The organism is Mycobacterium sp. NGS49 (assembly GCF_059812565.1).
On sequence record NZ_JCALCX010000018.1, the window covers coordinates 100,747 to 122,923 of the forward strand.

17 protein-coding genes and 1 pseudogene are annotated in these 22,177 nt (G+C 68.7%); 12 read left to right on the plus strand and 6 right to left on the minus strand.

Annotated elements, in window-relative coordinates:
- The first annotated feature begins 23 nt into the window (after positions 1–23).
- Positions 24–1,910 carry a PE family protein gene (locus AC5Y7D_RS19740; RefSeq protein WP_499926907.1) on the plus strand — a complete coding sequence of 629 codons (1,887 nt, stop codon included), beginning with the start codon at positions 24–26 and terminating at the stop codon, positions 1,908–1,910.
- Positions 1,911–1,931: 21 nt separating this feature from the next.
- Here the strand turns inward: AC5Y7D_RS19740 and AC5Y7D_RS19745 are convergent, their stop codons facing one another.
- From AC5Y7D_RS19745 to AC5Y7D_RS19755, 3 genes are read right to left on the minus strand one after another with little or no spacing between them, the layout of a single operon-like run.
- Positions 1,932–3,014 carry an adenosine deaminase gene (locus AC5Y7D_RS19745; protein WP_499926908.1) on the minus strand — a complete coding sequence of 361 codons (1,083 nt, stop codon included), beginning with the start codon at positions 3,012–3,014 and terminating at the stop codon, positions 1,932–1,934.
- A complete protein-coding gene (locus AC5Y7D_RS19750) occupies positions 3,011–4,297 on the minus strand; it encodes a thymidine phosphorylase (protein ID WP_499926910.1) in 1,287 nt (428 codons plus the stop codon). The genes AC5Y7D_RS19745 and AC5Y7D_RS19750 overlap by 4 nt, the downstream gene beginning before the upstream one ends.
- Positions 4,294–4,707 (minus strand): cytidine deaminase, encoded by a 414-nt coding sequence (locus tag AC5Y7D_RS19755; protein WP_499926911.1) that lies wholly within the window; start codon positions 4,705–4,707, stop codon positions 4,294–4,296. The genes AC5Y7D_RS19750 and AC5Y7D_RS19755 overlap by 4 nt, the downstream gene beginning before the upstream one ends.
- Before the next feature lie 262 nt (positions 4,708–4,969).
- Here AC5Y7D_RS19755 and sdhC point away from each other — a divergent pair, with 262 nt between their 5' ends.
- From sdhC to AC5Y7D_RS19775, 4 genes are read left to right on the plus strand one after another with little or no spacing between them, the layout of a single operon-like run.
- Positions 4,970–5,308, plus strand: a complete 339-nt coding sequence (gene sdhC / locus AC5Y7D_RS19760) for a succinate dehydrogenase, cytochrome b556 subunit (protein ID WP_499926947.1) — start codon at positions 4,970–4,972, stop codon at positions 5,306–5,308.
- The gene (locus AC5Y7D_RS19765; RefSeq protein WP_499926913.1) at positions 5,305–5,784 is read left to right on the plus strand and encodes a succinate dehydrogenase hydrophobic membrane anchor subunit; all 480 of its coding nucleotides are present in this window, start codon (positions 5,305–5,307) and stop codon (positions 5,782–5,784) included. The genes sdhC and AC5Y7D_RS19765 overlap by 4 nt, the downstream gene beginning before the upstream one ends.
- 11 nt (positions 5,785–5,795) lie before the next feature.
- Positions 5,796–7,550 carry a succinate dehydrogenase flavoprotein subunit gene (gene sdhA, locus AC5Y7D_RS19770; RefSeq protein ID WP_499926914.1) on the plus strand — a complete coding sequence of 585 codons (1,755 nt, stop codon included), beginning with the start codon at positions 5,796–5,798 and terminating at the stop codon, positions 7,548–7,550.
- Positions 7,550–8,341, plus strand: a complete 792-nt coding sequence (locus AC5Y7D_RS19775; RefSeq protein WP_499926915.1) for a succinate dehydrogenase iron-sulfur subunit — start codon at positions 7,550–7,552, stop codon at positions 8,339–8,341. Before sdhA ends, AC5Y7D_RS19775 begins: the two co-directional genes overlap by 1 nt.
- A gap of 23 nt (positions 8,342–8,364) precedes the next feature.
- On the opposite strand, the gene AC5Y7D_RS19780 is transcribed toward AC5Y7D_RS19775, so the two are convergent.
- Positions 8,365–10,869 (minus strand): serine/threonine-protein kinase PknD, encoded by a 2,505-nt coding sequence (locus AC5Y7D_RS19780; protein WP_499926916.1) that lies wholly within the window; start codon positions 10,867–10,869, stop codon positions 8,365–8,367.
- A gap of 42 nt (positions 10,870–10,911) precedes the next feature.
- On the opposite strand from AC5Y7D_RS19780, the gene AC5Y7D_RS19785 reads away from it, so the two are divergent.
- Positions 10,912–11,778, plus strand: coding sequence for an SCO6745 family protein (locus tag AC5Y7D_RS19785; protein ID WP_499926918.1), 867 nt, complete (start codon positions 10,912–10,914; stop codon positions 11,776–11,778).
- Here AC5Y7D_RS19785 and AC5Y7D_RS19790 read toward each other — a convergent pair.
- Positions 11,684–12,241 (minus strand): condensation domain-containing protein, encoded by a 558-nt coding sequence (locus AC5Y7D_RS19790; RefSeq protein ID WP_499926919.1) that lies wholly within the window; start codon positions 12,239–12,241, stop codon positions 11,684–11,686. The two genes, AC5Y7D_RS19785 and AC5Y7D_RS19790, sit on opposite strands and share 95 nt — an antisense overlap.
- A 59-nt stretch (positions 12,242–12,300) precedes the next feature.
- On the opposite strand from AC5Y7D_RS19790, the pseudogene AC5Y7D_RS19795 reads away from it, so the two are divergent.
- A pseudogene (locus tag AC5Y7D_RS19795) lies at positions 12,301–12,918 on the plus strand (carboxymuconolactone decarboxylase family protein); the annotation flags it as partial.
- A gap of 107 nt (positions 12,919–13,025) precedes the next feature.
- Complete coding sequence (locus tag AC5Y7D_RS19800; RefSeq protein ID WP_499926920.1) at positions 13,026–14,447, plus strand: PE domain-containing protein; 1,422 nt, start codon at positions 13,026–13,028, stop codon at positions 14,445–14,447.
- Here AC5Y7D_RS19800 and AC5Y7D_RS19805 read toward each other — a convergent pair.
- Positions 14,431–15,351, minus strand: a complete 921-nt coding sequence (locus tag AC5Y7D_RS19805; RefSeq protein ID WP_499926921.1) for a sigma-70 family RNA polymerase sigma factor — start codon at positions 15,349–15,351, stop codon at positions 14,431–14,433. The two genes, AC5Y7D_RS19800 and AC5Y7D_RS19805, sit on opposite strands and share 17 nt — an antisense overlap.
- A 629-nt stretch (positions 15,352–15,980) precedes the next feature.
- Between AC5Y7D_RS19805 and AC5Y7D_RS19810 the strand changes: the two genes are divergently transcribed.
- From AC5Y7D_RS19810 to AC5Y7D_RS19825, 4 genes are all read left to right on the plus strand, one after another.
- Entirely contained in the window at positions 15,981–17,144 is a 1,164-nt protein-coding gene (locus AC5Y7D_RS19810; protein ID WP_499926923.1) for a PPE family protein, read from the plus strand.
- A gap of 74 nt (positions 17,145–17,218) precedes the next feature.
- Positions 17,219–17,515 carry a WXG100 family type VII secretion target gene (locus tag AC5Y7D_RS19815; protein ID WP_499926924.1) on the plus strand — a complete coding sequence of 99 codons (297 nt, stop codon included), beginning with the start codon at positions 17,219–17,221 and terminating at the stop codon, positions 17,513–17,515.
- A gap of 15 nt (positions 17,516–17,530) precedes the next feature.
- Positions 17,531–17,815: a WXG100 family type VII secretion target gene (locus AC5Y7D_RS19820; RefSeq protein ID WP_499926925.1), complete on the plus strand. Its 285-nt coding sequence runs from the start codon at positions 17,531–17,533 to the stop codon at positions 17,813–17,815.
- A gap of 326 nt (positions 17,816–18,141) precedes the next feature.
- On the plus strand, positions 18,142–22,173 hold the full coding sequence (locus AC5Y7D_RS19825; protein WP_499926926.1) for a PE family protein: 4,032 nt from the start codon (positions 18,142–18,144) through the stop codon (positions 22,171–22,173).
- The last annotated feature ends 4 nt before the right edge of the window (positions 22,174–22,177 follow it).

Sequence of the window (22,177 nt, forward strand, 5' to 3'; positions counted from 1 at the left end):
CCGTCGGGGGTGGGAGGTAGGCCATGTCTTTTGTGCTCGCCGCTGCTGAGGGTCTGACCGCAGCGGTTTCCGATTTCGCCGGCATCGGTTCGATGATCAACTCGGCCAACGCCGCAGTGGCCGTGCCAACGCAGGTGATCGCAGCTGCGGAGGACGACGTGTCCCGGCAGATCGCTGCTCTGTTCAGCGCGCACTCGCAGGCCTACCAATCGCTCAGTGTCGAAGCCGCGGCGTTTCATGCGCACTTCGTGCGCACGCTGACAGCAGGCGCCGCGGCGTACGCCGCCGCGGAGGCCGCGAACGCTTCGCCGCTACAGATCGTCCGGCAGCAAGTGCTCGACGCCGTCAACGCACCCACGCAGACCCTGCTGGGTCGCCCCTTGATCGGCGACGGCGCAAACGGCCAGACGGTCAACGGAATCGGTCAACCCGGCGGCGCCGGCGGCATCTTGTACGGCAACGGCGGCAACGGCGGTACCAGTACTGCCGCCGGGGTGGGAGGCGGCGCCGGAGGGGCCGCCGGCCTGTGGGGCCACGGTGGCTCGGGCGGAACCGGCGGAGCCGGCTCAGCGGGCGGCAGCGGCGGAACGGGCGGGTGGCTCTACGGCAATGGCGGCGCCGGGGGCGCCGGTGGGGCCGCAGCGGGTGGCATTAACGGCGGCAACGCCGGGATCGGCGGTAACGGCGGTGCTGCCGTGGGACTGTTCGGCAATGGCGGGGCCGGGGGGATCGGTGGCACCGGCCTGAACGGGGCAAACGCCGTCAACCCCACGCCCGGTCCTACCGCTGGAACCGGTGCCCATGGCCAAGATCAGATCGCCCAGAGCGGCTATGTGATCGGCGGCGACGGCGGCGACGGCGCCAACGCGGGGGCCGCCGAAACTGGCGGGACAGGCGGTAAGGGCGGCATCGGCGGCATCAGCGACCTGGTCGGCAAAGGGTACGCCGTCGGCGGTGCCGGCGGCGACGGGGGCACCGGCGGCACCGGCGGCGCGGGCGGTGCCGGCGGTTTGGGTTCCAGCGCCAGCGGCACCGGGGTCGGTGGCGCAGGCGGTCACGGGGCTGACGGCGGAGTTCCCGGTGGCGCCGGCGGCCCCGGTGGCCATGGCGGGCCCGCCTTTGGCAACGATGTCGCTATCGGCGGGGTGGGCGGTAATGGCGGTGACGGCGCGTCCGGCGCGTCGGGCGGTCCCGGCGGTGCCGGCGGTGCCGGCGGCAATGGCGGATCCGGAGGGCTGCTGGCGGGCAACGGCGGTGCTGGCGGCGCTGGCGGTGCGGGCGGTGCGGGCGGCACGGGCGGCTCCGGCGGCAGCGGTGGCGCGGGCGGGGGCCAACACGTCCCGGATACCGCGACCAGCGACGGCGGAAGCTACAGTCTGGGCACTACCGGCGGTGCCGGCGGTGCCGGCGACGACGGCGGTGGCGGCGGTGCGGGTGGTCGCGGTGGTGCCGGTGGCGCTGGCGGTGCTGCCTCACGGCTCTTCGGCACCGGCGGCGACGGCGGCGTCGGCGGCAATGCCGGCACCGGCGGCGACGGGGGAAGCGGCGGCTCCGGCGGCGCGGGTGGGACGGGCGGCGGCGCAAAAACCGGTGCGTTGTCGACGGCACCCGTTGCCGGCGGCGACGGCGGTGACGGCGGTGACGGCGGCAACGGAGGCGGCGGCGGTGACGGCGGTGCGGGAGGCGACGGCGGTGCCGGTGGAGCCGGAGGGTTGTTGGCGGGCCAGGCGGGTAACCGCGGCGCTACCGGCACCGGCGGAGGCGGCGGCGCTGGCGGCAGCGCCGGCACCGGCGGCAGCGGCGGCGCTGGCGGCCACGCTCTGGTGAACGGCTTCGGACCGCATGTGGACGGGTCGCACGGCGTCAGCGGGGAAGACGGCGCACCGGGCACCGACGGCGCACCGGGTTAGCCTGGATCAGCCCCTTGGGTGCTACCCGATCAGCACCGCATACCGCGGCTTGATCACCTCGTCGATGATGGCCAGCCGCTCGTCGAAGTGAATGAAGGCCGACTTCATCGCGTTGATGGTGAAGCGCTGCAGGTCGGCCCAGCCGTAGCCGAACGCCTCCACCAGCCGGTGCATCTCCTGACTCATGGTGGTGTCGCTCATCAACCGGTTGTCGGTGTTGACGGTCACCCGAAAACGGCTGCGCGCCAAAAGATCGAATGGATGCTCGGCGATGCTGGCCACAGCGCCGGTCTGCACATTGGAACTCGGGCACATCTCCAGCGGAACCCGCTTGTCCCGCAGGATGGCCGCCAGTCTGCCCAGCGCGACGGCACCGTCCGGGCCCACCTCGATGTCGTCGACGATGCGCACCCCGTGACCGAGCCGGTCGGCGCCGCAGAACGCGATCGCCTCGTGGATGGACGGCAGGCCGAACGCCTCGCCCGCGTGAATCGTGAAGCGCGCGTTGTGATCTCGCATATACTCGAAGGCGTCCAGGTGCCGGGTCGGCGGGTATCCGGCCTCGGCGCCGGCGATGTCGAATCCCACCACGCCCTTGTCCCGGAACCGGATTGCCAGCTCGGCGATCTCCCGCGACATGGCGGCGTGGCGCATCGCGGTCACCAGGCAGCGGACCTTGGTCGGAGTTCCGTCGGCGGCACAGGCCTTCTCCCCCGCCGCGAAACCGGCCAGCACCGCGTCGACCACCTCGTCGAACGACAGGCCACGGTTGATGTGCAACTCAGGCGCGAACCGGATCTCGGCGTATACCACCGCATCGGCCGCCAGGTCCTGCACGCACTCGTAGGCCACCCGGTACAGCGCGTCGGAAGTCTGCATCACCGCCACCGTGTGCGAAAACGGCTCGAGGTAGCGCTCCAGCGAACCGCTGTGCGAGCGGGTGCGGAACCAGGTGGCCAGTTCCTCGGCATCGGTGGCGGGCAACTCGTCGTAGCCGATATCCCCGGCGATCTCCAGCACGGTGGCCGGGCGCAGCCCGCCGTCCAGGTGATCGTGCAGCAGCGCCTTGGGCGCCTGCCGGATCTGCTCGAGGGTCAGGTTCATCGCATGATCCGATCGATGATCAACGGCCGGGGCGCGGGCGGCTGGTCTCCCACGCTGAAGGCACCGTCCAACTCCGCCAGCGCGGGTCCGAAGCGCTCCGGGGTCTCGGTGTAGAGCGTGAACAACGTCTCGCCCGCCGCGACCGGCTCGCCCGGACGCCGATGGATTCTGATGCCGGCGCCGTGTTGCACCCGCGCCCCCGGCCGGGATCTGCCCGCACCGAGGCGCCACGCCGCCAGCCCCACCGCCATCGCGTCAATGTCGCCCATTGTGCCGCCCCGGGTGGCTGTGACGGTTTCCGAATGCCCACCAATCGGCAACGGTTTCGACAAATCCCCGCCCTGGGCGGCCACCAGCCGGGTGAACCGGTCCATCGCGGTGCCGTCGCGCAAAGTCTGCGCGGGGTCCACGCCGTCGATCCCGGCCAGCTCCAGCATCTCGGCGGCCAGCCGCAGGGTCAGCTCCACGACGTCGGGCGGTCCACCGCCGGCCAGCACCTCCAGCGCCTCCTGCACCTCGACCGAGTTTCCGACGGTCGCGCCCAGCGGGCACTGCATGTCGGTGAGCAGTGCGCGCGTCGGCACCCCGTGCGCGGTGCCCAGCTCGACCATGGTCTCGGCCAGTTCCCGGGATCGCGATTCCGGCTTCAGGTAAGCCCCGGACCCGACTTTGACGTCGAGCACCAGCGCAGCGGCCCCTTCGGCCAGCTTCTTGCTCATGATCGAACTGGCAATCAACGGCAGCGACTCGACGGTGCCGGTGATGTCGCGCAGCGCGTAGAGCTTGGCGTCGGCCGGCGCCAGCTCGCCGGCCGCGAAGATGGCCGCGCCGATGTCGCAAAGTTGCTGCCGCACCTGGTGATTGGACAGATTTGCGGTGAACCCCGGGATGGCTTCGAGTTTGTCCAGGGTACCCCCGGCGTGCCCCAGTCCGCGCCCGGCCGCTTGCGGTACCGCCGCACCGCAAGCCGCGACCACGGGCACCAACGGCAGCGTGATCTTGTCGCCGACACCGCCGGTGGAGTGCTTGTCGACGGTCTTGGCGGCCAGGTCGGTGAAATCCATCCGGGGGCCGGAGGCCAGCATCGCGGCCGTCCAGCGGGCGATCTCGGCCCTATCCATGCCACGCAGGAAGATCGCCATCAACAGGGCCGACATCTGTTCGGGTGCGACCGCCCCCTCGGTGTAGGCCGCGATCACCCAGTCGATGGCCGCATCGGACAGCCGGCCACCGTCCCGCTTGGTGCGGATCACGGTCGGCGCATCGAACACGATGTCGGTCAAGAGTTTTCCCCGCTTTGCTGCCCGGCCAGGTCGTCGGGGCCGAACGCATCCGGCAGCAGGTCTCCGAGCGCCCGCGCGCCGGCCGGGTGGTCGATCAACATCCCGGGACCGCCGTGTTCGAGCAGCACCTGACGACACCTGCCGCACGGCATCAACGGCGACCCGTTCCCGTCCACGCACGCCAGCGCGACCAGCCGGCCGCCACCGGTGGAATACAGCGCACACACCACGCCGCATTCGGCGCAGAGACCAAGGCCATATGAGACATTCTCCACATTGCAACCGGTCACAATCCGGCCGTCGTCCACCAATGCGGCCGCGCCCACCCGCAACCTCGAATAGGGTGCATAAGCACCCGAGGAAGCATCAATCGCCTTGTCCCGCAGCGTATTCCAATCAACGACAGACATTTCGCGACCCCCCTTCCAGCTGGGCTGACCCGAACCAGTTCACCCTAGCCCCGCCGCGACCGGGCAGGTCGATCGCATTGTGCTGCTATCGCGGGCAACTTCCCCGAGCTAAGCTCGGAAGCCCGGCTGTAGCCCTTCAGCAGCCGGTTTCTCAACGGCGTGAATGAGGTGGTACTCAGTGGTCGTCAAGACGACAACCGTCAAGCCGGAATCGTCACGCAAGCGCAAGCCACCACGGACCCTGTACCGCGGCGACCCCGGTATGTGGGCGTGGGTGCTGCACCGTATCAGCGGGGCAACAATCTTCTTCTTCCTGTTCGTCCACGTCCTGGACTCGGCGGTGCTGCGGGTCAGCCCGCAGGCGTACAACACCGTGCTGGCCGACTACAAGACACCGGTTGTCGGCCTGATGGAATACGGCCTTATCGCCGCGGTGGGCTTTCACGCGTTGAACGGGATCCGGGTCATCCTGATCGACTTCTGGTCCGAAGGCCCCCGCTACCAGCGGCGGATGCTGTGGATCGTCGCCGTGACGTTCCTGGTGATGTTGGTGATGGCCGGCGTGGTAACCGGCATCCACATGTGGGAGCACTTCCGATGAGCAACCCGGACCTTCAACTCGGACCTCGAAAAGGCGCAAGCCAGACGGCCCCGGTGAAGCAACGCGCCTACTACCGCCCGGCCAGCCTGGACAACCCGCGTTCGCCGCGCCGGCGGGCGGGCATTCCGAACTTCGAGAAGTTCGCGTGGCTGTTCATGCGGTTCTCCGGAATCGCCCTGGTATTCCTGGCGGTCGGACACATCTTCATCATGCTGATGTGGGACAACGGCGTGTACCGCCTGGACTTCAACTTCGTCGCACAGCGGTGGGCCTCACCGTTCTGGCAGGTGTGGGACCTGCTGCTGCTGTGGCTGGCACAGTTGCACGGCGGCAACGGCATTCGCACCATCATCGACGACTACAGCCGCAAGAACATCACCCGATTCTGGCTGAATGCGCTGCTGACCGTGTCGATGGTGTTCACGCTGATGCTCGGCACCTATGTGTTGATGACGTTCAATCCCAATATTTCCTGAAAGGCGACCGGGTGATCGAGCAACACCGATATGACGTGGTCATCGTCGGCGCCGGCGGCGCCGGCATGCGTGCCGCGGTGGAGGCCGGCCCTGCGGTCCGCACCGCGGTGCTCACCAAGCTCTACCCCACCCGCAGCCACACCGGTGCGGCCCAGGGTGGCATGTGCGCGGCACTGGCCAACGTCGAAGAGGACAACTGGGAGTGGCACACGTTCGACACCGTCAAGGGCGGCGACTACCTCGCCGACCAGGACGCGGTCGAGATCATGTGCAAGGAGGCGATCGACGCCGTCCTGGACCTCGAGAAGATGGGGATGCCGTTCAACCGCACCCCCGAGGGCCGCATCGACCAGCGCCGCTTCGGCGGACACACGCGCGACCACGGCAAGGCCCCGGTCCGCCGGGCCTGCTACGCGGCCGACCGCACCGGCCACATGATCCTGCAGACGCTGTACCAGAACTGCGTCAAGCACGACGTGCAGTTCTTCAACGAGTTCTACGCACTGGACCTGGCGCTCACCCAGACCCCGACCGGCCCGGTGGCAACCGGAGTGGTGGCTTACGAACTGGCCACCGGCACCATCCACGTCTTCCACGCCAAGGCGATCGTGCTGGCAACCGGCGGATCGGGCCGGATGTACAAGACCACATCCAACGCGCATACCCTGACCGGAGACGGCATCGGCATCGTGTTCCGCAAGGGACTTCCGCTGGAAGACATGGAGTTTCACCAGTTCCACCCGACCGGGCTGGCCGGGCTGGGCATCCTGATCTCCGAAGCGGTGCGCGGCGAGGGCGGCCGGCTGCTCAACGCCGACGGCGAACGCTTCATGGAGCGCTACGCTCCCACGATCGTCGACCTGGCGCCCCGTGACATCGTTGCCCGGTCGATGGTGCTCGAGGTGCTGGAAGGCCGCGGCGCTGGACCCAACAAGGACTACGTCTACATCGACGTCCGCCACCTCGGCGAGGAGGTGCTGGAAGCCAAGCTGCCCGACATCACCGAGTTCGCCCGCACCTACCTCGGGGTGGACCCGGTGCACGAGCTGGTGCCGGTCTATCCGACGTGTCACTACGTGATGGGCGGCATCCCGACCACGGTCACCGGACAGGTGTTGCGCGACAACACCAACACGGTGCCGGGCCTGTTCGCCGCGGGCGAGTGCGCCTGCGTGTCGGTGCACGGCGCCAACCGGCTGGGCACCAACTCGCTGCTGGACATCAACGTGTTCGGACGTCGCGCCGGGATTGCCGCCGCCCGCTACGCCCGCAGCCACGACTTCGCCGACATGCCGCCGGAGCCGGCGGCGATGGTGGTCGGTTGGGTCCGCGACATCCTCTCCGAACACGGCAACGAACGCGTCGCCGACATCCGCAGCGCCCTGCAGCAGTCCATGGACAACAACGCCGCGGTGTTCCGCACCGAGGAGACGTTGAAGCAGGCACTCACCGACATTCACGCACTCAAAGAGCGTTACTCCCGAATCACGGTGCACGACAAGGGAAAACGCTTCAACAGCGACCTGCTGGAGGCAATCGAGCTGGGCTTCCTGCTGGAGCTGGCCGAGGTCACCGTGGTGGGCGCGCTGAATCGCAAGGAATCCCGCGGCGGCCACGCCCGCGAGGACTACCCCAACCGCGACGATGTCAACTACATGCGCCACACCATGGCATACAAGGAGGGGACCGACCTGCTCAGCGACATCAGGCTGGACTTCAAACCCGTCGTGCAGACCCGCTACGAACCGAAGGAGCGGAAGTACTGATGAGCGTGGACACCGAGGTTGCGACGGCGGAGCCACCCCTACCGCCGGTTCCCGAGGGCGCCGTGATGGTGACGTTGAAAATCGCCCGGTTCGACCCCGATGACCCCGACAAATTCGCGGCCACCGGTGGCTGGCAGAGCTTCCGGGTGCCCTGCCTGCCCAGCGACCGGTTGCTCAACCTGCTGCTCTACATCAAGGGTTATCTGGATGGGACGCTGACCTTCCGGCGCTCCTGCGCGCACGGCGTATGTGGCTCGGACGCCATGCGGATCAACGGACTGAACCGGCTGGCCTGCAAGGTGCTGATGCGCGACCTGCTGCCGAAAAAACCGGGCAAGAAACTGACCATCACGGTCGAGCCGATCCGCGGGCTGCCCGTGGAAAAGGACCTGGTGGTCGACATGGAACCGTTCTTCGACGCCTACCGCGCGATCAAGCCGTACCTGATCACCACCGGCAATCCGCCCACCCGCGAACGCATTCAGAGTCCCACCGACCGCGCCCGCTACGACGACACCACCAAGTGCATCCTGTGCGCCTGCTGCACCACCAGCTGCCCGGTGTTCTGGTATGAGGGCAGCTACTTCGGCCCGGCCGCGATCGTCAACGCCCACCGCTTCATCTTCGACAGCCGCGACGAGGCCGCCGCGCAGCGACTCGACATCCTCAACGAGGTGGACGGCGTATGGCGCTGCCGCACCACGTTCAACTGCACCGAATCCTGCCCCCGCGGCATCCAGGTGACCAAGGCCATCCAGGAGGTCAAGCGCGCGGTGATGTTCTCGCGCTGAGGGGTTGCCCGTGCGCGCGAGCGCTAGTTTGGCGGCAGCTTCAGTACCCGATTGTTGCCGGCGTCCGCGACGTACACATTGCCCGCGGAATCGACCGCGACCCCCTGCGGACCCTTAAGTCCTTTGAACGGCAACGTGATTGACGTGTTCGAATCCTTGAGCAGCTTCATCACCCGATTGTCGCGGCTATCGGTCACGTACAAGTTGTCGGTGTGGTCGACTGCCACGAAATCCGGGCGGCCCACCGCATACGGCAAAACGGTGGCAACCGACGCGGTCCAGGGCAGCTTCAGAACCCGCTCGTTCTCCCGGTCCACGACGAAAAGGCCACCGTCGCCGCCGACCGCCACGCCCGAGGGACCGTCCAGGCCGGTGAAGGGCAACTCCCTCTGGTCCGATGAATGCGCGCTCAGTGTCAGCACTCTGTCGTGCCCGGAGTCGGTGACGACGATCCGGTCGGTGCCGGGGCTGCGCGTGTAGAGGGCCACCCCCGCGGGCCCGGCGAGGTCGGTCAACGGCACCACGGTCTGTTCGGTCGATCCCGCAGCCAGTTCGATCACCCGGTTGTTCGCCGGCTCGGTGATCGCCAGGTTGCCCTGGTCGTCGACGGCTATACCGCCGGGACGGTTCAAGCCGGAGAACGGTTCGACGGTCTGGGTGGTCGAGTTCACGGCGAGCTTCAGCACCCGGCTGTTGCCGGTGTCGGTGACGTAGACGTTGCCGGCGGCGTCCACAGCTACCCCGAGCGGCCCGCTGAGGCCGGTGAACGGCAAGACCAGCTGAGTCTGAGATTCCTTGGAGTAGAACGGGAATCGATGGGTGAACCCCAGGAATGCGGCACCGGCGATCAGCCCGACCACGACTGCGACAACGCCGGCCAGCAGGGCGCGGCGACGAGTGCGCGACGGCGGCGGCACGGTGTAGGCATCCTGCGTGGAGTCGACGGCGTCGGCGACGACGGAAGGCTTCGCGGGTTTGCTGTTCAGGGCCGCGCGGGCCGCCACAGCCAGTTCGTGTGCCGACTGGTATCGGTCGTCCGGCTGCTTGGCCATGCCGCGCGCAATCACCTCATCGAACCCGGCGGGTATCGCCGGGTCGAAGCGGCTGGGTTTGGGTGGTTCGTCGAACAGATGCGCGGCGGTCAACCCCTCCACCCCACCACTGAACGGCGGCCGGGCGGTCAAGCACTCGTAAAGCACACAGGCCAGCGAGTACACATCGGCACGAGCGTCGGCGATGGTGCCGGTCTTGAACCGTTCCGGAGCCATATACGCCGGACTTCCGGGAGCGATGTTCGTGCGCGTCAAGCGGGTGGCAGCGGCCTCGTGCACGAGCCCGAAATCGATGAGGTACACGAATTCTTCCCCGACCATCAACAGGTTCGACGGCTTCACATCGCGATGCACCAACCCCGACTTGTGAGCTGTGTCCAGTGCCGCGGCTACCTGTTCGACGACTCGCACCGCCTGCTGCGGGCTCAGCGGTCCGCCATTGTCGAGCACGTGGTGCAGATCGACGCCGTCGACGATCGGCATCACCAGATACAGGCAGCCGTCGACCTCACCGGCCTCATAGATCGGGATGATGTGCGGGCTGGCCAGTCTGCCCGCGGCATAGGCTTCACGCCGGAAACGCTCCTGATAGCCGTGCTCGGCGGCCAGTTCGGGCCGCAGCACCTTGACGGCCACGTCGCGGCTCAGCGCCGTGTCGTGGGCGCGATACACCGAGCCCATGCCGCCCGCCCCGAGCAATTCGAACAGCCGGTACCGACCGAAGTCCCTTTCCCCGGCCGTCACCGCCGCCGTGGCCGCGGGTGGCTCGAGCGCTTCCCGGGCGGCGACGGCCAGCTCGCGGGCGGTTTGATAGCGGTCGTCGGGGTCTGTGGCCATCCCGCGCGCGATCACCTCGTCGAATCCGACCGGGTTGGTGAAGTGGACTTCGCTGGGTTTGGGGGGTTGCCCCCAACGGTCCGCCGTTGCCGCCGGCTGCCCGGTCAGGCACTCGTAGAGCACGCACGTCAACGCATAGATATCGCTGCGCGGATCGGCAGGTGTGCCGGTGCCGGCGGTGAGGCCGAAGTCGAGCAGATAGACGAATTCGCCGCCGACCACGAGGATGTTCGACGGCGTGATGTCACCGTGCACCAGGCCGGAAGGGTGCGCGGCCTCCAGCGCCGCGGCCGCCTGCTCGATCACTCGCACGGCCAGCTTCGGGTTCAGCGGGCCGTCGCGACGCAACATGGTCTGCAAGTCGATGCCGTCCACGACCGGCATCACCAGATACAGGCGCCCGTCGATTTCGCCGGCCTCGTAGATCGGGATGATGTTGGGATTGTTCAGCCGCGCCGCGATCGACACCCCGTGCCGAAACCGATCGAGGTAGGTCGGCTCGGCGGCAATCATCTTGATTGCCACTTCCCGTGTCATCATCGTGTCGCGGGCCCGGTAGACCGTGCCGACGCCGCCCCAGCGAAGCACCTCGAGCAGCCGGTAGCGCCCGAAAGCCTCCCCGTCCAGGTCCCCCGTCACCAAGCCTCCTCCGAAGCGTTTCTGGATGCTATCAACGCAGGTATGCAACGCACCCCCGCGCTCGCCCGGCAGTTCTACGACCGCTTCGAGCCGATCCATGCCCTGACCTACTTCGCACCCGAGGTGCGTGCGGCGCTCGACGGCCTCGGGTACCGCGGCTTCTGGATGGGATACTTCGCCGCCCGGTCGGCGCCGCTCGGTGCGGTGCCGCCGGAGGTGGTGACCGCGGTGTTCTACAACTTCGCGCCGGCTCGGGTGGCCAAGTCACTGCCGGCGGCGTGGGCGGTCGCCGGGCCGTCGGTGGCGCTGCAGGCCCGGCTGGACTCGGCGGTTTCGGCACTGCACCGCTGCGGCGTGCGGCCTGATGAAAATGTCACTGCCGCAGCGGAACTGGGTTGTCGCGCCGCGCGGGCGGCGGCGGTGGGCGGTCGCGCGTTGTTCGCCGCCAACGTCGCGCAGCCGGTGCCGTCGGAGCCGGTGGCCGCGCTGTGGCACGCGACGACGCTGCTGCGCGAACATCGCGGCGACGGGCACGTGGCGGCACTGGTGGCCGCGGGCATCTCCGGGCGCGAGTCGAACGTGTTCCATACCGCCGCCAGCGCGGTGTCCGAGGAGTTCATGAAGCGTTCGCGCCACTACGACGACGACGAGTGGGATGCCTGCCGGGAGAGCCTCGCCGACCGCGGGCTGATGGACGGCAGCGGCCGTCTGACCGCGGCTGGACGCGACCTCGAGGATCACCTCGAAGCCACCACCGATGCGCTGGCACTGCGGGTGTTCGACGGTCTGGACGACAGCGAACTGCAGACGTTGTTCAGCGCGCTGACCCCGGTCGCGAAGACGGTGATCGGCGCCGGCGATTTGCCCGCCGCCACCCCCATGAGTGTCCGGCTCGACCTCTTGCGCTGAACTCGGCGTCCGGCGCCAGGGTGGCGCCTTCTTTGGACGCCGCATAGGCCGAGACGAGACTGGCGACGACGGCGTTCCACGAGTCCTCGTCCACGCACAGCCGGCTCGCCGTGAGCACCAACCGATCGGGACTCCCGGGCAGCAGCGATACCGCGAACAACCGGCCGGTACGCATGTCGTAGCCGGCGCGTTGCCGGGAGATCACTTCCGAGACCGGCACGCCGGGGGGCTCCACCGCCCAGCTCCAGCTGCCACCGGGGCGCGACAGCCAGCGGTCGCGGCTGGGTTCGAACACCGCACCCAGGGTCGGGTTGGCTTCGAAGACCGCGTCCACCGCGGCGCGGATACCCGGCTGGTCCAGTCGCGAGTCGGCGATCAGGACTTCTTCATACGCCCGGTCCTCGAGATCGTTCAGCTGGGGGAATTCGGTGACCGCCCAGTACGACGACGTTGCGTGTTCCACCGACCAAGAGTCGGGTACGGCACTTGGAGGATTCTTGGGGAATTCTTGCCGCAACCCTGTCACATGTCGGGGGGCTGCCTCGTCTGAGTGGCATGACACCGAAAACCCGCATCGAACCCGTTCCTCCCCAGCGCGCCGGACTGCTGGTGCGCGCCATGTACCGAGTCGCCAGGCGGCGGTTCGGCGAGGTGCCCGAACCGTTCACCGTCGCCGCCCACCATCCGCGGTTGCTGGTCGCCAACGCCGTACACGAAACGATGCTGCAGAACGCATCGCGGACACTGCCGGCCAGCGTGCGAGAGTTGGCGGTCTTCTGGACCGCACGGACCATCGGCTGCTCGTGGTGCGTGGATTTCGGCAAGATGTTGCAGCGGCTGGACGGCTTGGACATCGACCGGCTCAAGCAGATCGACAGCTACGCGACGTCACCGGCCTTCTCCGCTGACGAGCGTGCCGCGATCGCCTACGCCGACGCGATGACCACCGACCCCCATACAGTGACCGACGAGCAGGTCGAGGATCTGCGGGCCCGCTTCGGCGACGCCGGCCTGATCGAGCTGACCTACCAGATCGGCATCGAGAACATGCGGGCACGCATGTACTCGGCGCTGGGCATCACCGAGCAGGGCTTCAACTCCGGCGACGCGTGCCGGGTGCCGTGGGCCGACACGGCCTAGTGCTAAAAATCCGGCCGAATCGTTCAATTACTGAACTAAATAATTCTGACCTCGTAAAATTTGGCTGATCCCGAGGTTGTCGGGCCACCGGGGAAGGGGAGCCATCGATGTCGTCGTACGTGATCGCAGCACCGGAGGCCCTTGCACAGGCGTCGGGACAACTGACCGGCATCCGGCAAGCGATCGAAGAAGCCGCCGCGGCGGCGGCTCCCTCGACGACGGGGATCGCCGCGGCGGCGGCCGATGAGGTGTCGGCGGCCGTCGCAACTTTCTTCGGCAGCTACGCCGACGAGTTGCAGGCGCTCACCGCGCGGACGACAACCCAGATCCAGTCGGCGTTCGAACGGGCAGTGAGCGCGGCCGGTGCCGCCTACGCGGCCGCCGAGGCCGCCAATGCGGCGCCGCTGCAGGGGCTGCTGCAACAGCTCGGCAGCGTGTGCGCGCCCCTGTCCACAAGTCCGCTGTTCAACGGCACGGGTGCCGCGACGGTGGGAGCGCTGCTCAACTTCGCTACAGATTCCGTAGGCCTGGGCAAATACATCAATTTCCCCTCCACGTTGCCCGTCACAGGCACAGGCGGAGTGACCGGCGTCCGAGTCGGCTTCTCGTTCCTGAAAATCCCGATCGGCCCAACCTCTTTCCTCGGGTTCCCTATTCCCCAGTTCAATTTCCCCGCCCCGGCGCTGTGGTACTTCCCGACGCAGGCGAACGGATCGGTGAACGCCAACGGCACGGTGTATTTCTCGCACGGCTTCGGCGCGTTCGGTTGGTTGTACCAGCCGCTTGCCATCGAGTTGGCAGGGCAGACCAACAGCGTCGTCGTGACTCCGACCGTGCCGTCGATTCCGTTGCCGTTGGGCCTGTGGATCGGCAGCCCAGAGATGCAGCAGGGCGTCGCGTCACTGTTCCAGGGGTCCCAGACCGCGCTTAACACCAGCGCACAACACGCCGGCTACGTCGGCACCCTGCCCCAGGATTTCATCCTGTCCGGCCACTCGGCCGGAGGCGGCCTCACCTCGATCGCCGCCGGCAACTACCTGGCGAATCTCGGTGGCGGCACCAACCACCTCAAGGGCGTGGTGATGTTCGACGGCGTCGCCAACAACAATGCGGTCTTCGGCGGCGCGGTCAACCAACTGCAGGCGGCGAATGTTCCGATCTACACGGTGGCGGCGCCACCGCAAGCGTGGAATGCCTTCGGCAACACCACGAGCCAGTTGGTCAGCCTGTACCCGAGCCAGTTCGTCGGCGCGGAGATCGCGGGCGGCTCCCATGTCGACTCGATGCTGGGCCGTGGCCCGCTGATCGACCTGGCCCTGCAGCTGATCACCCAGTTCTCTCCGCCCGGCGCCACCGCGGCCGTGTACACACTGTCGACGGGCTGGATCAACGATATGTGGAACGGACTGGGTCCGACCAGCCCCAGCCACGTCGGCATCTACGGGCCCGCGCCCAGTTACGACTATGTGGCGCCCGGTGGTCAGGCGATCGCCCTCCCGCCGGCTACGGCGATCATTCTGCCGGTGTAGCGCGCAGTGGCGACCCGGTGAACTTGTCCGGGTTGGCAATATCCCACAGCGCGATCACTTTTCCGTCGCGCACCGTCATCGCGGTGACGCGCGGTGCCATCTCCCGGTGCCCGTCCACTGCGGGGAAACCCGTTGTGTAGGCACCTAGTTCGCCGTTCACCAACGCCAGGTGGTTGGCGGTGTAGAACGCGTCGCCGTAGCGGCGGGCCAGCCCCATCATGAACCGGACCACCTTGTCGGCACCGCGGATGATCTGAACGGCGGTGGGCGCCTTGCCGTTCGAGTCGCCGGTGAAGGTGACGTCGGGGTGCAACAACGACACCACAGTGTCGATGTCGCCGGCGGCCATGGCGGCCATCAGCTTGCCGACCACCTCGGCGTGCGCAGGGTCAGGCTCGGGCGGTGGCGCCGCCGAGACAGCTTTGCGAGCCCGCGACGCCAGTTGCCGCGCGGACGCTGCGCTGGTGCCCAACACCTCGGCCACTTCGGCGAACGGCACCGCGAACCCGTCGTGCAACACGAACGCGACCCGCTGATCGGGTCGCAGGCGCTCCAGCACCACCATGGCCGCGAACCGCGCGTCCTCGGCGGCCACCACTGCAGAAAGCGGGTCGGCCGCTTGCGCGTCCGGGAATCCGGTGACGACCGGCTCGGGCAGCCAGTTGCCGGTATAGCTCTCCCGCCGGTGTGCGGCCGAGCGCAACCTGTCCAGGCCCAGCCGGCTCACCACCGTGGTCAGCCAGGCCCGCAGGTCGTCGATCACGCTGTCCTGCATGCTCCACCGCAGCCAGGCGTCCTGGACGATGTCCTCGGCGTCGGCCACGGTTCCGGTGAGCCGGTAGGCGACCGACATGAGATGCGGTCGCAGCGCCTCGAATTCGCTGACCTGTTGGGTCACTGGCATGTTTTCGAGCGTAGCGCCGGTAATCGGCCTCTCCGGGTTCGGCAGAAGGTCAGTGCGATGATGCGCTTTAGTTGCCGCTGGGCCCAAAAGCACCTGTGCTGCCGCCAGCGCCGTCTTCGCCGGAGTTGCCGCCGCCGAGACCGGCACCGCCAACCCCGCCTAACCCGCTCCACGGCGTTGGCCAATGCGGCCGCTCGACGCGGTGACGTCGCGGCTGCGTGGTCCACCGCGACCGCGGTAGCCAAGGCGGATTCAACTGGTCGTCGCAACACCACGATCATGGAGGTGTTGGAGTGGGTCCCGTCAGGCCGCGAAACCGAAACTTTCACCAATCGGTGCAGCAGACCCGCATTGTGTTGCGCTGAATGCAAGTGATCGTTCATATCCTTCTACTGGACCTGGCTTATCCACCTGCATAGGTTCATTCACAGGTACCAACAGGCGAATGAGCCGCTGAGCGGCCCTGCCGAACGGGCACAACCGCGCTGTGTTCGATACCACGACGCCATATTTCATCCGGCACAGCAGGAAGGAATCGCGATGGTGCGCAACGACATTCCGGCCGTCGTTCCTGTCGCAGGTGCACGCCTCGAAGCGTCGTGGTGCCCTCGGCCCATTCCAAGGAGTTCATGATGGATTACTTCGTACTACCGCCGGAAATCAACTCGGCACGAATCTTCTCCGGCGCCGGGCCCGGTTCGCTACATGTGGCCGCGAGGGCATGGGAAGGTCTGGCATCGGAACTGGCGAGTTCGGCCGACTCGTTCCGCTCGGTAGTCAACGGGCTCCTCAGCGGACCGTGGAGCGGGCCCACTTCGGTGTCGATGGCCGCCGCGGCGACGCCGTACGTCGGCTGGCTCAGCACGGCTGCGATTCAGGCAGAGTTAGCCGCCGCCCAGGTGCGCGCGGCAGCGACGGCATTCGAAGCCGCGTTGACGGCAACCGTGCACCCCGAGGCCGTCAGCGCCAACCGGGTGTCATTGATGTCACTGATCGCGACCAACTTCCTGGGTCAGAACACCCCGGCGATCGCGGCCACCGAGTTTGACTACGTGGAGATGTGGGCCCAGGACATCGGCGCAATGGTCGGCTATCACACGGGCGCCTCCGCGGTCGCCGAGAGTTTGACGCCGTTCAGTTTGCCGCCGGTCGTGACAGATCTCGCATCGCAGGTCGCCGTAGCCGCGACATCCATCTCGACCACGCTTGAGCCAGCCGGTGACGGGGCCACAACGCTGGCTTCGGGTCTGGTCGGCCCCGCTCAGGCGCTGGCTTCAGCACTGCCCGTGGAATCGCTTGCGTCGATGGCCCAGATGGTGATGACCCCGGCGAGCATGATGATCGGTCCTCTGCTGCAGATGGCTCAGTCGACAACCGGAAGCACTTCCGCATTGGCCGCGGCGACGGCGGCCGATCTTGCCGATGCACCGAAATTCGCCGGGGACATCGCTCCCCTGACCAAGGCCCTCGGGGGAAGTGGCTTAGGTGGGGCCGCCTCGGCCAGTTTGGGCCAGTCGAGAATGCTGGGACCGATGTCGGTACCGCCCACGTGGCCCGGGTCAGCACCGAAAGAGATTGCCTCGGCCCTGCTGTCGGGCGTGGGCTCGCACGCCGCTGAGTTGACTCAGGTTCCTCAGCCGGCCGGGTCTGGCGGCATGCCGATGATGCCCATGCCAATGGGGGCCGGCGCGGCCGGAGCGGGGATGCCCGGTGGCATGTTGGGTCGAGGTGGGGCTAGCGCGCATGTCGTGCAGCAGCGACCCAGCGTGATCCCGCGCGCCGGTGTCGGTTAGGGGGTGCGCGTATCACCCCGGTTGGCCGTGAACACACCCGAAAAACACATCGCTGATTTGAAAGGAAGACAACAATGACCACCCGGTTCATGACCGACCCACACGCGATGCGCGATATGGCGGGCCGCTTTGAAACGCACGCGCAGACCGTTGCGGATGAGGCGCGACGCATGTGGGCCTCATCGCAGAACATCTCCGGCGCGGGGTGGAGCGGCCAGGCGCAGGCCACCTCTCTGGACACCATGAGCCAGATGAATCAGGCCTTCTCCAACATCGTGTCGATGTTGCACGGCGTGCGCGACGGATTGATCCGCGACGCCAACCACTACGAACAGCAGGAACACGCTTCCCAGCAGACACTGGGCAGCTAGAAAGGACAGCCCACCATGACAATCAACTATCAGTTCGGCGACGTCGACGCCCACGGGGCCACGGTTCGCGCCCAGGCCGCCAGCTTGGAGACCGAACACCAGGCCATCGTGCGCGATGTGCTGGCCGCCGGCGACTTCTGGGGCGGTGCCGGTTCGGTTTCGTGCCAGGAATTCATCACCCAACTCGGCCGCAACTTCCAGGTCATTTACGAACAAGCCAATACTCACGGCCAGAGAATCCAGAGTGCCGGCAACAACATGGCACAGACCGACAGTGCCGTCGGATCCAGCTGGGGTTAAACCCGGCGACTGACTTCGGTCAGATCGAACGGGCGGGATTGGAGTTGCGCGCACTAAGTCAACTCCAATCCCCCCGACTTCATTTCTACATATTCAGTGATGTTCCGCTGCCCCGTGGATCTGATTCCAAACTCGGTATCGGCTCGAATACTGTTGCGCCTCGATTGCGCTGAAAATCCCGAGTAAAACATGGCTTTCCACTAGTCAAAGTCTCTTGGCGTCCCCCGACCTGAGCCGGTCACTGCGATATTGCTCATTCGAAAATACATGAGCCAGCCGGCCGACCGTAACCGCTGCAACTACCAATTCAAATTTCGGAGGGCATTATGTCGTATGTACTCGCTTTGCCGGAGGCAATAACGGCAGCAGCCCTGGACCTGGCATCGATTGGCACGGCGGTGGGCACAGCAAACCAGCTTGCCGCGGGTGCAACCACGCAGATACAGGTCGCGGCCGCAGATGAAGTATCGGCGGCCATCGCCGCACTATTCGCTTCACACGGCCAGGAGTTTCAGGCGCTCAGCACTCACGCGTCGCACTTTCACACGCAGCTATTCCAGACCCTGCGAGCCGCGAGTGGATCCTATGCCGCCGCAGAAGCGGCCAATGCGTCGGCATTAGCCGCTCTCGAGGATACGGTGCTGGATCTGGTTAATGCGCCGACCAATTTGCTGTTGGGGCGTCCACTGATCGGTAACGGTGCCGATGGAGCGGCCGGAACGGGCCAGGCGGGGGGCGCGGGCGGCTTGCTGTGGGGCAATGGCGGCAACGGTGGTTCGGGAGCGGCAGGTCAAGCCGGAGGACGCGGCGGAGATGCGGGCCTCTGGGGCCATGGCGGTTCCGGGGGCGCGGGTGGCGGGGGTGCCGCCGGATTACCTGGAGCGCCTGGCGCAGTGGGTGGTGCCGGGATCTCGGGCGGGGCCGGAGGTGCTGGTGGCCACGGTGGCGTCTTGTGGGGCAACGGCGGGTCGGGGGGCCCGGGCGGTTCCGGCGGCGCCGGCGGTGCGGGCGGAGTGGGTATCGCCGGCGCGGTCGGCGTGGCGGGCATCAACGGCGGTGCAGGTGGCTCGGGCGGCGACGGGGGTCAGGGCGGCGCCGGCGGCGCCGGTGGCGCCGGCGGCGCGGGTGGACAGGCCACAGGGTTGTTCGGGGGAGTCGCTGGGGCCCACGGCGTCGCGGGTAACGGCGGCGACGGCGGCAATGGCGGCGTGGGCGCCCAAGGCGGTACCGGCGCCGCCGACCTGGGATCCGGCGCCGGCGCAGGCGGCCAGGGCGGAGCGGGCGGAGCCGCCGGCCTCGGCGGCGTCGGCGGTGATCCGAGTGCGGTCGCGGGCAAGGCGGGCATCGCCGGAGCTGGAGGCAGCGGCGGCACCGGTGGCACCGGCATGCAAGGCGCGGCCGGCGTCGGCGTCAACGGTTCTGGTGGGCAGGGCACGCCGGGCGGCAGTGGCGGAAACGGAGGGTCCGGCGGCGCGGGCAGCGGCGGAATCAACGGCAGCGGCGGTGTGGGCGGCACAGGCGGGATAGGCGGCCAGGGCGGCAAGGGTGTGGGCACCGGCGCCGATGGAACCGGCGGCACCGGTGGTAACGGCGGTGATGGAGGTTTGGCCGGAAGCGACGGTATCGGAGGACGAGACGGTAACGGCGGCACCGGCGGCTCCGGCGGCGACGGTGGCAGCGGCGGGGCGGGCGGCGCCGGTGGCGCGGCGATCGGTTTCACTGGAAACGTCACTGGCGGAACGGGTGGCGCGGGTGGCGCCGGCACCGACCCTCTCGGCGTGGGGGGTGCAGGCGGCCGCGGCGGCCACGCCTACACATTCGGAATCGCCCATGCCACCGGCGGCATCGGCGGCGCGGGGGGCACCGGGGCCACTGGTGGATCCGGCGGCACGGGAGGTGTCGCCGAGGCTCCGCTGGCGCTTTCCGCCGGGCACGTCGTGGGAGGCGTCGGGGGAGCCGGTGGTATGGGTACCACGGACGCCGGTGGCGCGGGCGGTACCGGTGGCTTGGCAATCGGGTCGGGGTCCGGTGATGCGATCGGCGGTCGTGGTGGTGCGGGCGGCGCGGGGGCCGTGCACGGTGGCGGCGGCGGGAACGGCGGCGGCGCGATCGGCTCCGGTACGGGTAACGCGACCGCGGGCGCCGGCGCCAGCGGTACCAGTGGTGGCAGCACAGGAGCGGGCGGGGCCGGCGGGAACGGCGGCAATGCCAGGATTGTCAACGCCGACTCTTCGGCAACCGCGACAGGAGGCACCGCGGGAGCCGGTGGCGACGGCACTGCCGGCGGGGCGGGCGGCGATGGCGGCCGGGCTTTCAATGATGGAACCGGCGACATCGCGGGCGGCGCAGGCGGCGCAGGCGGCGCCGGCACCTCCGGCGCCGGAGGCGTTGGGGGCCAGGGCGGGACAGCGTTCATTCAGAACACCTCATCCGCGCATGACTCGATCGCGGGCGACGGTGGAGCAGGCGGCAGCAGCGTCTCCAACCAGGGCGGGCGCGGCGGGGCCGGCGGTGGTGCGTCGACCGTCGGATCGGGCGGCGCCTTTGGCGGCCGCGGCGCAGCCGGTGGAGCCGGTGCTGCCGGTGGCGGTGAAGGTGGGGACGGTGGTCTGGGCGTCAACGACGGTACCGGCGGAGCCACCGGCGGAGCCGGCGGCGGAGCCGGCGGAAACGGCGGCAGTGGCGGCAGCACAGGTGTGGGGGGCAGCGGCGGGAACGGCGGCGGCGCAGCCGTTTCCAATGATCTATCCGCGGCAACCGCAACCGGCGGTGTCGGCGGAGCGGGTGGTGACGGCACCGTAGGTGGCAACGGTGGATTCGGCGGCACGGTCAGCCAGGCCGGGACGGGCGGCGGTGTGGGCGGTGCGGGCGGCGCAGGCGGCACGGGAACCACCGGGGCCGGTGGTGACGGCGGTTCGGGCGGCGCCGCATTGAACACGACGACCGGTTCCTCAGGCGAGTTCACTGGCGGCGCCGGCGGTACCGGCGGCGCAAGCAGCTCGGGCACCGGTGGGACGGGCGGCGCTGGCGGCGCCGCGGTTACCTGGGGGTCTGGAAATGCCACAGGCGGCACCGGTGGTGACGGCGGTGATGCTCGCGCCGGCGGGGGTAACGGCGGCGTCGGTGGCAGAGCCGAGAACGACGGGTCCGGCAAGGCCACCGGCGGGGCCGGCGGAAATGGCGCAAACGGCGGCAACACCGGGATTGGTGGCAATGGCGGCAGCGGCGGTGCGGCCATCACCACAAACGCCGACTCTTCGGCCACCACAACCGCTGGTAGCGGTGGGCGCGGTGGGGACGGCACCAGCGGAGGCCAGGGCGGCACCGGCGGCGACGCCGACAACTACGGGACCGGGAACACCACTGCGGGTGACGGCGGAAAGGGCGGAGCGGGTCTCGCTGGACCGGGCGGTCGAGGTGGGGACGGCGGTCAACTGACGAACCATAACTCCGGCTCCACCGTTGACACCGTCGGCAGCACCGGTGGTGCGGGCGGTACCAGCGTCTTCGGCGAAGGAGGGGCCGGCGGGACGGGCGGCACGGCGTCCGCAACCGGATCCGGGCATGTCACCGGCGGCGCTGGTGGTGCCGGCGGCGACAGCGACGCGGGCACCGGCGGGGCCGGTGGCGACGGCGCCTTTGTCAACGCGAGCGGAACCGGCGACGCCATCGGTGGCCGCGGCGGCGATGGTGGCAGCGGCCAGAGGGGCGGGGCCGGCGGCGCCGGCGGCAACGCCTTCAGCTTCCGGGCAAGCGGCAACGCGATGGGCGGCACGGGCGGCGGCGGTGGGTTCGGTGACTCGAGTGATGCTGGTCGCGGCGGCAGCGGCGGTATCGCTGACGTCGCAAACAGCGCCGCAACCGGTACCGCCATCGGCGGTGCCGGAGGCGAGGGCGGCGTCAGCGGGCAGGGCGCGGGAGGAGCCGGTGGCGCCGGTGGTTCGGCCGCCAACGCCGGACAAGGAGCCGCCATCGGAGGTGAGGGCGGTGGCGGTAGCGACGGCGCTGCAGGCGGATCCGGCGGCGGCGGCGGCAGGGCCATCAATTCCGGATCCGGAGCCGCCAGCGGCGGTAACGGCGGCGATGCCGGCGCGGGGTTGGGCGACAACCTCCACGCGGGAGACGGCGGCAGAGGCGGCGACGCCACGATCTCGAAGGCCGGGTCGACAGCAAAGGCGACCGGGGGCGACGGCGGCGACGGCGGGTTCAGCGTTGGCCTGAACGGTAAGGGGGGCGACGGTGGAAACGGGGGCGACGCCACCGGGGGTGTTGACCCCGCCGGTGGTGCCGGTGGCGCGGAGGGACCGGGCGGACCGGGTGGGGCTGCGGGCACGCCCGGCAGCCATGGCTCTCCGTGACGCT